Here is a 12,078-nt window from a genome sequence, read left to right as displayed (position 1 = left end):
TGGAACTTAATCCTTTTTTTTCTTAAATATATTGTAAGAAGCCCCGATACTGAAGTAGCCTGCACTCTGACGATTCACTTTGAGAATATAATCGCTTGAAGATTCTCCTTTTTCTGTGAGCCTGTTACTTAGTGGAGTTGATATCCCCGTTTTGAAAGACAGTATGATTTTTTTAATGCCGTATTCATAGGTTAAACCCGATCGTAGTTCAACCTGAGTGAAATTATAGACAGAGGAATATCCGGGAAGCGGATTGTTTACGTATAATCCGTCGCCGGTAATCTCACTTCCTATAGAGATCCGTCCATTAGTTAACAGGCTACGTTTGAGGAGCAGGCGTTGCGGAAGGATCAGATCCAATACCCAGGCTGATCCGCTGAACTTGTGATCCAGCGAGAAGGTGGGTGCAAAGGGCAGAGGCGACGCCGGGTCTATGAATACAACTGCGCCCACGGTCATCATGGTCTGAGGTTTACGCTTAATTACCATCGACCCTCCAATAAATCCTTTCAGACGTTCTATATCTCTGTTACTGGCATCAGCTATCAGGCTGGAGTTGTATATGAAAGGCTTTCCAAATAAAGTGGAGAAATAGGTGAAACTAACAGCTCCTACAAATGTATGGAAATCACGTTTCCGGTTGTAAGAGGGTTGTAATGGATCGTTTTGACTTGATACGTTACGCAGATCAAAGGCATCGTTAGTATAGACGAAAGAGCTCGTGACGTTCCATTTGGGTTGACGGATTACCGGCAGGTTTATCGCCACTCTGAGCTTTGAGTAGCTCTCCAGTTTCCCTTCCTCATATCCTTCTTTCATAAGCTCTGTATCAAAGTCTGAAGGCAGATAGCGAAGGTACCGAATATCAATAGTTCTGGTTTCCGGAAACTTGTCGGCCAGTGTAGCCTGCATTTTTTTCTTGATATCATCGTTCTCCTGCGCCTTTAAGTTAAGGCAAAAGAAGGCCAATGAAAATAAACAGATTGTTTTTTTCATGATACGTTTTTTTAATTGTTGCTTTTTCTTTTTTCTACAGCTTGTCTGAAAGGTCCTTGCCGAGGTACATTTCCAGAAAGGCCTTTCTGAAGATATCTCCTATGGGTATTTCAAATTGTCTGATATAAATAGTATGATTATCGAAAGAGTCAATATGTGTGATGTTGACCAGATACGACTTGCTCACCCTCGCAAAAATTTTGCTGTCCAAATGGCTGTGTATCGTTTTAAGGTTCATTGCTGTTGTAATCTTGTTCCCTTCTGTGTAGATCACTACATAATCTTTAAGCCCCTCGATATAAAGAATATCTTTAAACAAAACTTTATGATAACGACGGTCTGCCTTAATAAGCATGAAATCATTCTCCACACTTTCCGTAGTTCCGTGTTCACTCAGCAAGGTGCGATAAGTGAACGCTTTGTTTACCGCCTTCTCCAGCCGCTCTTTGGCAATAGGCTTTACCAGATAGTCAATCGCGTCTACTTCATAACTGTCGAGGGCGTATTGCGAGTAGGCAGTAGTAAATATTAAGAGAGACTCCTTTGGCATAGTTGCTGCAAATTGGAGACCATTCACCCCCGGCATTTGTATGTCAAGGAAGACAAGATCGATCCGGTTTTCCTGCATGAAATCAAACGCCTTTTTTGCACTGTTAAAACTTCCGGAGACGGTAATATTGGGAATGCTCTGCAAGTGCATAAGCAAGCCTTCTCTTGCCAGGGGTTCGTCGTCTACAATGATACAATTCATATCGGGATGCTTAAATCTACTTTGTATGATTCTTGTTGATTTTCAATGTGAAGTACGTAGGTTTTGCCATATAATAAATCCAGCCGGCGGGTGATGTTTGCTAGCCCAAGTCCGCCGGACTTAGTAAAGGAAGGCTGCTGGGGTTTTGTATTGGTGCAGATAAATATCAGCTTTTCTTCACATATAGAAAAACTCAGATCGACAGAAGACGGTGCGTTGGAATCTGCGCTGTGTTTTACAGCATTCTCAACAAACGTAAGAAACAGGCCGGGAGGCAACAACATTCTCGCTGTTTCGGCAGGATTATTATTAGTGACAGTAAAATGAAAATCGTCACGCCGTATTTTTTCAAGTTCCATAAAATCCCTGAGAAACTTGATTTCAGACTGTAGCGATACTGAGCTGCCGCTAATTTCGTATAACTGATAACGTAGAAACTCTGATAACTTCATCACAACAGTACCTGCCTTTTGTGTGTCTTTTTGTATCAGGACATTTACGTTGTTGAGCATGTTGAACAGGAAGTGGGGACTGATCTGGTTCTTTAGTTCCCGAAGTTCTATCTGCAGGGTGTTTTTTTCAAGGTCATTAATTCTTGTTGAATCTATTTTTGATCGCTGAAGAAGTTTTATTGCGGTGGATGAGAATACAGCAATCCCAAGTAAATTCATATTTCCAATTATATCCCAAAATACACTTTGCGACTTTTCTGCCTCCTTCTGATAAACTTCGGGATAGTAATCGAAAATCCAGGCAGGAAGAAAGTAGGTAACAAAGATTATAGTTACGAGGGTGAACAGGTAAGTGAAATACCGGTCCTTAAGCAGAAGTGCCGGGATCAGCAGATACATGTTTACATATACCGCGGAAAAGAACAGCACAATCCTCAGCTTTACATGTGGCCCGTTTGGCTGATGGAATTCAGTTAAAATTATATAAGCCCATATAAGTGTATGCCGATATAATCTATATCTTTTCTCAATAAGGAAGCTTACAAGCCAGTTTTGATGGTACCTCGTGTCTTTGATTATATTGTCTGACATGTTCATATTATCATCTAAAAACGGCAAAAGAGGTTGAAATAAAATAGTATTTATACAAAACAAACCTTTTTTTATACCAAAACGGATTTCTTCATTGCTTTTTATCCTCGTAAACGACCTTCGCATTCACAAATCCTTTCCAATTGTTAATAATCCTTTCCTTTTTGTAAATCAAGCTCCAGGCGCTTTTTAAGAAGCGTTGTAAGAAGGTTGTCGACAACGAGATACATCGCCGGGACAACAAATAGTGTCAGGATCATAGAACTTGTCAACCCTCCGATAATAACCCATGCCATCCCGTTTTTAATTTCGGCCCCGGCTCCGGTAGCCATTGCTATAGGAAGCATCCCAAATATCATGGCAAGCGTAGTCATCAGTATTGGTCTTAATCTTTCTCTGCCCGCTTCAACGAGAGCACCCTTTACTGTAAATCCTTCGCTTTTCAACTGATTGGTAAAGTCGACTATCAGGATTGCATTTTTCGAAACCAGGCCTAAAAGCATGATTATTCCTATTATAGAAAAGATGTTTAATGTTTCCATTGTCAAAGCCAGGGCCAGCAAAGCACCCACGAGCGCCACAGGTATCGAAAACAATACAACAAAGGGGTAGACAGCATTTTCATATAAAGCTACCATGATGAGGTAAACCAGTAAAAATGCGGTCACCAGAGCCAGTCCAAGACTGCCGAAGGCTTCATCCTGGTTTTTTGCATCTCCAAGATATTCAACACTGATTCCTTCTGGTAATCTTATAGATTGCGACCTGGCCTTGATGTCGTCTATCACGCTTCCTAGTGGCCGTCCCATGACGTTCGCTTCAATAGCAATAGATCCCATCCTGTCTGTTCGCTGAAGTGCACTTTCTCCCGGCGATTCGCTCACCTCTGCAAACTGGCTTAGCGTGAAGCTTTCGCCGTTATTATTGGTAAAGGGAAGATGTCTGACGTCGTTGATGCTCGAACGGTTGAACCTGTCAAGAATAATAAGTATGTCATGCTCGTTACCCGCCTCTTTAAACAAGCTTTGATCGTTTCCACTGAAGGAGTTCTGAAGCGTAGCGCCAACGTCGCTGGCATTCAAGCCTAAAATGCCCATCCTTTCGCGGTTTAATTTCACATTAACCTCTGTTCTTCTATCGGTAACTGACAGCTTCACGAACTGGGTGCCAGGAATAGTAGCTATCAGCTTTTGATATGCCTCGGCAACCTGCCTTACTTTTTCAATGTCGAGCCCTTTAACTCCGATCTGGATCGGCGCGTCCTCAGCCCCCCCTCTATGGAACTTACCGAGGTTGTGAATTTTACTCCGGGTATCATACTTGTCAGCTTGCGTTGCATTATAATACCAAATTCCTCCGACGACATTTGCCGCTCGTTTTTGCCGGTAAGTTTAATTGTAATTTCTGCCCGGTTCGCATTATTAGTTGTACCGGCTACACTGCCCGCCACGAATCCAATACTCGAAAATACGTTTTTCACTATTGGTTCTTTCATGATGATTCTTTCCGCCTCCTGTGTGGCCTTGTTTGTTTTGTATATAGACGCCGTTGGTTCCAACTCCAGATTGATCAGCAGTTCGCCCTGGTCGGCAGTCGGAATAAAAGCGCTGCCAATAAAACCCATAGGCAGAAGGCTTATCGCTCCAAACAAAAGAAATAGCGTACCTGCGAAAAGCCATCTCTTCCTGTTTAGCACTCTTGCAAGTAACTTCCCGTATTCGTCTTTGAGCATATCAATAAAATGCTCGAAGCCCCGGTTTATCCGTCCCCATAAGGTCCGCTTTTTCAGATCTTCGATTTTTCCGAACCTGCTTGCAAGCATCGGCGTGATAGTAAAAGACACAAACAAGCTCATCAACGTCGAAAAAACTACCACGAGCGAGAACTCCCGGAGCACAGCGCCGATGGTTCCTCCGGCCAGAGCCAGGGGAAGGAATACCACCACGTCAACCAGGGTGATTGCGAGAGCGGTAAACCCGATCTCATTACGTCCCTCAAGTGCGGCCTTTCTCTTATCTGACCCCGCTTCAAGATGCCGGTAAATATTTTCCAGAACAACAATGGAGTCGTCTACCAGAATGCCCACAACCAGCGACATAGCCATCAGCGTCATCAGGTTTAATGAAAATCCGAGCAGGTACATCGCAATAAACGTTGGTATAATAGACGAAGGAAGTGCAACAAGCACAAACAGCGAACTCCTTACGCTATGCAGAAACGCAAGCATCACAAGGCCTACAATGAACATAGCAAGCATCAAATCTGTTATTACAGCATCGGCCGATTCGAGGGTGTAAACGCTCTGGTCTGACGACACCCTGATGGCCATGGCTTTTTGCTGATACTGCTCCTCTATTCTTTTAAAAGCCTCTTTTATCAGGTTACTTACATCGACAGCATTGGCATCAGCTTGCTTAATGATCTGGATGCCGATAGCGGGTATTCCGTTAATATGACTGATAGCTGTGGTTCTCGCCGTTGCGTCTGCTACTTCAGCAATGTCTCTCAGATAAATGCTCCCTCCTGCAGGATTCTGCACAATGATCAGGTTGCGCAGTTGATCAAGCGAGCTTAAATTGGCATCGTAACGGATGGAGAGCTGCTGATTCTTTGTTTCTATGCTGCCTGCAGGGAACGACTGATTGGCATTGTGAACAGCATCGGTTACCTGACGGGTGGATAGCCCGTACAGCAGCAACTTCTCGCGGTCGATGCTAACCTGTATTTCGCGTTTATCTCCGCCGATGATATCTACCTGTCCAACACCGGCAACATTCTGAAGGATGGGCCTGATCTGATTATCTACCATGTCATACAATTGCTTCGGAGGAAGGTTTGCTGATATGCCCGCTTTAATTACAGGAGCTTCCCCAAGATCCAGTTTGTGTACCTGCGGCCTTTTTGCAATGTCGGGCAGATCGTTGAGTGCCTGATCAGCCATACGCTGTATTTCACGTTCTGCATTGTTAACATCTACACCGCTTCTGAACTCTATAGTTATTTGTGAAACGCCCTGAAGTGATGTGGAACTGATCTGCTGAAGGCCTTCAGCAGACGCAAATGCATCCTCCAGCTTCCTGGTCACCGACGACTGTACCTCTGCCGCCGATGCACCGGGATATATGGTGCTGACTGATACAACGGGTATATCGATCCTGGGCAGCAGATTATAGTTTAAATTAAAGTAGGACTGCAGTCCGAAAAGGATCAGGACAGTAAATATAACTATCAGCAGGAGAGGGCGTTTTATCGCAATTTCTGTTATTGACATAATCCTGTTTATTTAGAGATGTTTACTGATGTACCGTCGCTGAGATTGATCTGTCCGGAAGTCACTACTATATCGCCGTGGCCTATTCCCTCCAATACCCTGATATGTTCTCCGTACCTGCCTCCAACTTTTATCTGCGATAGTCGTGCTATTCCATTTTTGACTACATATACAGAAGGCTCTCTGGTGTTTTCTACTAATGTTTCCGCCGGAATCAAAAGGATCCCTTGCTCAGTTTTTTTGGAAAAGTCGGCATATATAAAAGTCCCGGAAAGTAAAGGCGACTCCGGAGGGTTGTTCGCTGTGATCTCCACAAGGTAATTGTGAGTTTCGCTGGCTTGCGGACTAATATAGGTGATGGTACCATCGAAGGTCTTTCCGGGGTACACGTCTGCAGATAACGTTACTTTCTGGCCTTCTGATACCTGATATACTTCTGTTTCAGTAAGATTAACCTGCACCTTCACTTGCGAAAGGTTTACTATACTGGTAATCTCGGTCCCTGCAGTAACAAAAACTCCTTCTTCAACCAGTTTCAGGCTTACAACTCCATTGGTTGGGGCTTTAATGGCTGCGTCTGCTATCTGTTTCCTCAACTGCTCCGATTGGTTAAGGGCGTCCTGATAGTCCTGGCGAACCTGGCTCACCTTTTCCCGGGTGCCTGCATTAGCTTCCATGAGCTCCGTGTATGTTTTAAGATCACGGGCCAGACGAGCTACGTTCGACTCCGACTTCTGCAGGTCCAGCTGCAAGAGGCGGGTGTCGACCATTGCAAGTATTTGCCCCTGGCGGACTTTGTCGCCTGCAGCAAACAAGAGCTTTTGCAGATTCCCGTTTGCAACAGAGATGACTTTGGCTTCTTTAAACGGAGCAACAGACCCGGTCTTCACGATATTGATCTCCATTAACTCTTCTTTTACTGTCGCAACAGTCACCGGAATTCGTATTGAACCGGCCCGGCCCGGTTTATTATTGTCATTTATCTTACTCTTATTGGAGGCCAGTTTCCATACAATGAGCAGGACTGTTCCAATCAGTATCGCAGCGAGTAAAAGTTTCTTTTTCATTCTGTTAAAGTGAATTATAAAATGAGTGTAAAGAGCCCGCCGCTTTCTCCAGATCGAGACGTGCCAGGAAATAGTTGTATAATGATTCGAGATAGCTGTTCTGCGCTTCTTTTAGCGAATTCTGAGTGTTGAGCCAGTCGACTAAGCTCGTAACACCTTTTTGAAACTGTAGATCGGTAAGCCTGAAGGTTGATTCTGCAAGTGTTATATTACGGCGGTCGCTTTCCATATTTATCTGCGTCTGCGATAACTTCGTTCGCGCATTCTGATATTCAAGCTTGTATTTTTCTTCGTCGAGTTTCAAATTTTCCTCCGCATTTAATCGTTCCACGCGTGCCTGTGCATGTTGCGCATTCCGCTTATAGAAGTTGAACAATGGAATACTTAGTTTAAGCCCGATGGCCGAATAAGGATCCAGATCTTTATACGACTGCCTTATGTTGTCGCCATAACCAATTTGGCCATAAAGGGCATAACCGCTAAGAACAGGCAGACCCTGCGCGCGAATCCGGTCTTCCTCAATTTTAAGGAGCTGCACATTAGTGGCAGTAATCTGATAATCGGTTTTCGAAGAAGGGATAAAGCCGGGATTGCCTGCTGGGCTAAGCAGGGTCGGCATAGAAGAGATAAGCGCTGTGTCAATAAGCAGGCTGTTATCTATCGGATAACCCATCTCATACTTCAATTCATTTTCAGTCAGCTGCACATTGCTTTCTGCCAGGCGGATCTGCGAGAGGGTATTATTATAGTCGACCCTTACTTTATTCAGGTCGCTCTCAATTGCTACGCCCTTTTCTACCTGCAATCCGAATATCTCTATTTGCTTCTCATAGCTTTCTTTGTTTGCCCTGAGCAGATTAAGCTGCTGCCTGTAAATCAGTATTTGAAAGTAAGCATTGCTTACATTGTAAATTATGCCTTCCTGACTCTGCACACTGCTGAGTTCTGCCGACTTTCTGTGATATTTATTGGCTTTAAGTGAGGTAAGCAGCGATTTATCGAAGATCATCTGGTCCAACCTGGCATTTGCGTCAGCACTGTATTTTTGAGAAAAGGCTACCCGGGTTTCCTCAGGGCCCAGAATGCCGGCTGGTATTGTCGTTTCCTGAAGGTTAAGGTTGTCGTCCAGCGTGCTGCTAACACTAATCTGTGGTAGATAAGCGGCAAGCGCCTCCCTGATCTGCGCGTCGGCTGCTATTTTTCTATTGGCGTAAATCGCGTTGTTGCGATGGTTTTTGAGGCCATATTCTACGCATTTCTTAAGCGTGAACCTTTCCTGAGCCTGAAGACTAAGCGTTGATATTGCCAATATCATTAATAGTGTTTTTCTCATTGCATTGAAATTCTCCTATGTGTTGGTGTTTTAACTATTTGTAAGTGACGTTGTCTGTCAGATGACGAATGCGGCGAAAGTAGAGGTTTGATTGAGCGACGATTCTGTTTTTATACAAGAGGGGTATTTTTTTATACCAAATCCTGCGCAGAGGTAAAAAATGAGAAAGTTAACTCCTTCAATTGCAACTTACAGAAGATAGCGAATGCCCGTTTCGTATAATGGAATCCCCGGTTTGTATAAAATACGTGACAGATGTGTTGAACTAAGTTAGATTTGTTCTTGCCGGGGCCGCAGTTGTGAATAACATCAGGAAGTAATCGGAAATCTATTACGGTCAATTATCGCATGACTGAGGTCCTGAAATAAATCAAATGAGTATGGAAGATGTACTGATTTTCAAAACCAATGTAGAATGCGAGAGCGATGTGAAACGGGCATCTGCTCTGCTTAAGTCAACTAACCAGATTACGCGATGGAATTTCGACTTATGCGACTGCGACAAAATTCTGCGGGTTGTGTCCTCTGGTTTGCGGCCCCAGGTAATAGAAAACTTGCTGAAAGCGGAAGGCATTTACTGCGAGAATTTAACTTACGAGCTATAGGACTGCACTGTTCCGTGTCATCGAAGGACGTTAGCTTCGGCAGAGAATTATTTATGTAATTTTGAAACGAGAACAAAGGCGATATCAAAAAAACTTCAATGACAAACAGATGGGGTCAATTCAGTCACTGTTTTAAGCGACAGGAAGTTCCAGCTAAAGTAATTCTTTTACAGGAAGGACAGATTTCAAGAACAATGTTCTTTATTGAAAAAGGGTGCTTGCGAACCTGGATTAATAATGATGGTAAAGACATAACAACCCAATTTTTCTTCGAGGGCGACAGAGTTGCTTCCATTGAGAGTTTTAGGGCAAATCAACCAAGTTTATATAACATTGAAAGTTTAGAGCCCTGTGTTTTACAGACTATTTCGCAACAAGACTTCCAAAATGCTCTGGAGAATTCATCTGAAATGAAAAAAGAAATGGAAGAACATCTGTTCAGGCGACTTTTACACAGCCAAAAACTTTTATATTCCTATCTTAAAAATAATCCTCAAAAACGCTACGAGGAGCTTGTTGACGACTATCCGCATATTATTCAGCGTATTCCGCAGCATTATATTGCCTCTTATTTAGGTATTACTTCTGTTTCATTAAGCCGGATACGAAACAGGCGATAAATTCATTTCTTTACAATTGTTATCGTCCGGGCGTTCGCTGCTTCTCAGTTTTGTAAAATAATTCAGACAAGATGAGAGTAGTAATAGTATTTAACCATCCCTACGAGGGAAGCTATAATAATGCAATATTAAGTTCAGTAACTAAGGGACTCCGAAAAGCAAGCCACGAAGTTGACCTTATACACCTTGATAATGATGGATTTAACCCTGCAATGTCGGCGGCTGACTTGAAAGCCTTCGTGGAACATAAACCCATTGATCCTCAGGTAATCGACTATAATAAACGTTTGGAGGAAGCTGACCATCTGATATTTGTTTTTCCGATTTGGTGGGATTTAATGCCTGCAAGAACTAAAGGTTTTATTGACAGGGTTCTATGCCCTGGCGTGGTGTATGACCACCACCCAAGAGGTTTTGGATTAGTACCACTTTTAAAAAGTTTAAAAAGTGTCACAATAATCACCACGATGAATAAGCCCCGCATAATGTATTCCCTGCTCGTCGGAAATTTGATTAGAAGAGCAATGTTGCGAAGTGTTTTTAAAACGATGGGTTACAAAAATCTAAATTGGATAAACTTTTCTTCGGTGAAATCTGTAAGCCGCGAAAAAAGAGAAAAATGGTTGATCAGTCTCGAAAATAGATTCTCAAAATTCAATTAATCCTGCGTTTCAAAACTTACCAGGAGTTAGTATCGCCTTCCCCAATGTCCTTCCTTTTTATACCTTTCAGAAATAATTTATAAAATCCTATAGAATTAGTAGAGTATTGTCTATATTTGCCCCTGTGTTATTTAACACTTATCCAGAAAGACGGAGGGATAGGCCCTGTGAAGTCTTAGCAACCTGTTGTAATACAAGGTGCTAATTCCTGTCTGCACGGAGTGCAGAAAAGATAAGTTGATATAAAACCAGACTACTGCGCATACGTCTGCTATACTATCAAACGGAAATCTTCCTTTCTTTCAATCTGAATAAGCTTATTAAAAGTAAACTTATTATGAAGATTTATTTAGACAATGCAGCAACGACCCCTTTAGACAGGGAAGCTTTTAGTGAAATGGAGCCCTTCTTTTTTGAAGGATTTGGCAATCCATCTTCCGCTCATGGTGTGGGGAGAGAAGCAAGGAAAGCTGTTGAAAAAGCAAGGGGGACCATCGCCGGACTTCTAAATGCACAACCCAGCCAGATTTTGTTTACAGCTGGGGGGACTGAGGCCGACAATACAGCGATCTGCTCAGCTATAGAATCGTCTGGTATTAAACTTGCAATAACCACTCAATTTGAGCATCATGCAGTTTTGAACACTCTGAAGTCTCTCGAAAGGGATGGAGTGATAAAACTCTTATACCTTATGCACGACGCAAAAGGCAATATTTCTCTGAAGCATCTGGAGAGTATCCTTGCCTTTCAGGAACGTGCTTTTGTTTCCGTAATGCATGGAAATAATGAAATCGGCAATTTGAATGATATAGATACAATCGCACAAATATGCAGGAAATATAATGCGTTGTTTCATTCGGATACCGTTCAGACGATGGGGCATTATGTCTACGACCTCAGCGGGATAAATGCTGATTTTATCGTAGGCTCGGCTCATAAGTTCAACGGGCCGAAAGGCGTTGGTTTTTTGTATCATGGCAACCGTACAAATCTTGCTTCAATCATCAAAGGTGGCGGGCAGGAAAATGGATGGAGGGCCGGCACCGAGAATGTTGCGGGAATTGTAGGCATGGCTAAAGCCCTTGAGATAGCATACCGCGACCTCGACGCCGACAAAAATCGTATTCTGTCGCTTAAAGCACGTATGATTGGCAGATTGAAAAGTGAGATTCCTGAAATCTCATTTAATGGAAATTCGGCCGACCCGCAGAAAAGCTTGTACACTGTTTTGAGTTTGTCTCTTCCATCGTCACCAGAGTTTTCAACGGCTCTTGCATTCCTGGATAGTCAAAATATATTTGCTTCGGGAGGCAGTGCCTGTACGAGTCATTCAACAGGTGGTTCTCACGTGTTACATGCACTGAATTATAATTTTGAACGAACAGTGATCCGGTTTTCCTTCGGTAAGTACAATACTGAACAGGATATCGATTACACAGTTGAAAAATTGGTGGGACTGTATCATAAATCAGGGCCAGAACGATTGAAGGTTGCCGGTTGAGGCAAAATCTTCGATAATAATAATCTTTCTATACTTCAATATATAAAATGAAAAATTCACCACTTCTTTTTGATGTCGCAGGGCAATCTACTTCAATTTTTAACGTCTATTCATCTACCAGTGAAATAGTATCGTGTTGTTGCCGAATGTGTTGCGCATAGTTCTCCGCTATTGCCTGAAGGGTAATAAATTAAAAATCAAGCTTTAATAATTTAATGTAATAAGACAG

At 42.9% G+C, this 12,078-nt stretch carries 9 protein-coding genes, 1 pseudogene and 1 riboswitch; of the genes and pseudogenes, 4 read left to right on the top strand and 6 right to left on the bottom strand.

Going from position 1 to position 12,078, the window contains the following annotated elements:
* Window positions 1-6 precede the first annotated feature (6 nt).
* From BDE36_RS17465 to BDE36_RS17440, 6 genes and pseudogenes are all read right to left on the bottom strand, one after another.
* Window positions 7-996 carry a hypothetical protein gene (locus BDE36_RS17465; protein ID WP_141815887.1) on the bottom strand — a complete coding sequence of 330 codons (990 nt, stop codon included), beginning with the start codon at window positions 994-996 and terminating at the stop codon, window positions 7-9.
* Window positions 997-1,030: 34 nt separating this feature from the next.
* The gene (locus tag BDE36_RS17460; RefSeq protein ID WP_141815886.1) at window positions 1,031-1,747 is read right to left on the bottom strand and encodes a LytR/AlgR family response regulator transcription factor; all 717 of its coding nucleotides are present in this window, start codon (window positions 1,745-1,747) and stop codon (window positions 1,031-1,033) included.
* Window positions 1,744-2,790: a sensor histidine kinase gene (locus BDE36_RS17455; RefSeq protein ID WP_161987682.1), complete on the bottom strand. Its 1,047-nt coding sequence runs from the start codon at window positions 2,788-2,790 to the stop codon at window positions 1,744-1,746. The genes BDE36_RS17460 and BDE36_RS17455 overlap by 4 nt, the downstream gene beginning before the upstream one ends.
* Before the next feature lie 146 nt (window positions 2,791-2,936).
* Window positions 2,937-6,061, bottom strand: a pseudogene (locus BDE36_RS17450) (efflux RND transporter permease subunit).
* 8 nt (window positions 6,062-6,069) lie between these two features.
* Complete coding sequence (locus tag BDE36_RS17445; protein WP_141815884.1) at window positions 6,070-7,128, bottom strand: efflux RND transporter periplasmic adaptor subunit; 1,059 nt, start codon at window positions 7,126-7,128, stop codon at window positions 6,070-6,072.
* A gap of 4 nt (window positions 7,129-7,132) precedes the next feature.
* Complete coding sequence (locus BDE36_RS17440; RefSeq protein ID WP_141815883.1) at window positions 7,133-8,461, bottom strand: TolC family protein; 1,329 nt, start codon at window positions 8,459-8,461, stop codon at window positions 7,133-7,135.
* A 380-nt stretch (window positions 8,462-8,841) separates the two neighbouring features.
* Here BDE36_RS17440 and BDE36_RS17435 point away from each other — a divergent pair, with 380 nt between their 5' ends.
* The 4 genes from BDE36_RS17435 (at window position 8,842) to BDE36_RS17420 (ending at window position 11,849) form a co-directional block, all read left to right on the top strand.
* Entirely contained in the window at window positions 8,842-9,066 is a 225-nt protein-coding gene (locus BDE36_RS17435; RefSeq protein WP_141815882.1) for a hypothetical protein, read from the top strand.
* Window positions 9,067-9,260: 194 nt separating this feature from the next.
* Window positions 9,261-9,686, top strand: a complete 426-nt coding sequence (locus BDE36_RS17430; RefSeq protein WP_235904270.1) for a Crp/Fnr family transcriptional regulator — start codon at window positions 9,261-9,263, stop codon at window positions 9,684-9,686.
* A 71-nt stretch (window positions 9,687-9,757) separates the two neighbouring features.
* The gene (locus BDE36_RS17425; protein WP_141815880.1) at window positions 9,758-10,348 is read left to right on the top strand and encodes an NAD(P)H-dependent oxidoreductase; all 591 of its coding nucleotides are present in this window, start codon (window positions 9,758-9,760) and stop codon (window positions 10,346-10,348) included.
* A 135-nt stretch (window positions 10,349-10,483) separates the two neighbouring features.
* Window positions 10,484-10,587, top strand: a riboswitch (SAM riboswitch).
* A gap of 98 nt (window positions 10,588-10,685) precedes the next feature.
* Entirely contained in the window at window positions 10,686-11,849 is a 1,164-nt protein-coding gene (locus BDE36_RS17420) for a cysteine desulfurase family protein (RefSeq protein WP_141815879.1), read from the top strand.
* Window positions 11,850-12,078 lie beyond the last annotated feature (229 nt).

Origin of the sequence: Arcticibacter tournemirensis (assembly GCF_006716645.1) — a bacterium.
Taxonomy (GTDB): Bacteria; Bacteroidota; Bacteroidia; order Sphingobacteriales; family Sphingobacteriaceae; genus Arcticibacter; species Arcticibacter tournemirensis.
Note: the sequence above shows the minus strand (reverse complement) of the source record. Positions and strands in the feature narration are given on the sequence as shown.

Coding starts and splice junctions, on each gene's coding strand:
- BDE36_RS17420 (WP_141815879.1), top strand. CDS start 10,686: ATGAAGATTTATTTAGACAATGCAGCAACGACCCCTTTAGACAGGGAA.
- BDE36_RS17430 (WP_235904270.1), top strand. CDS start 9,261: ATGTTCTTTATTGAAAAAGGGTGCTTGCGAACCTGGATTAATAATGAT.
- BDE36_RS17445 (WP_141815884.1), bottom strand. CDS start 7,128: ATGAAAAAGAAACTTTTACTCGCTGCGATACTGATTGGAACAGTCCTG.
- BDE36_RS17425 (WP_141815880.1), top strand. CDS start 9,758: ATGAGAGTAGTAATAGTATTTAACCATCCCTACGAGGGAAGCTATAAT.
- BDE36_RS17435 (WP_141815882.1), top strand. CDS start 8,842: ATGGAAGATGTACTGATTTTCAAAACCAATGTAGAATGCGAGAGCGAT.
- BDE36_RS17455 (WP_161987682.1), bottom strand. CDS start 2,790: ATGTCAGACAATATAATCAAAGACACGAGGTACCATCAAAACTGGCTT.
- BDE36_RS17465 (WP_141815887.1), bottom strand. CDS start 996: ATGAAAAAAACAATCTGTTTATTTTCATTGGCCTTCTTTTGCCTTAAC.
- BDE36_RS17460 (WP_141815886.1), bottom strand. CDS start 1,747: ATGAATTGTATCATTGTAGACGACGAACCCCTGGCAAGAGAAGGCTTG.
- BDE36_RS17440 (WP_141815883.1), bottom strand. CDS start 8,461: ATGAGAAAAACACTATTAATGATATTGGCAATATCAACGCTTAGTCTT.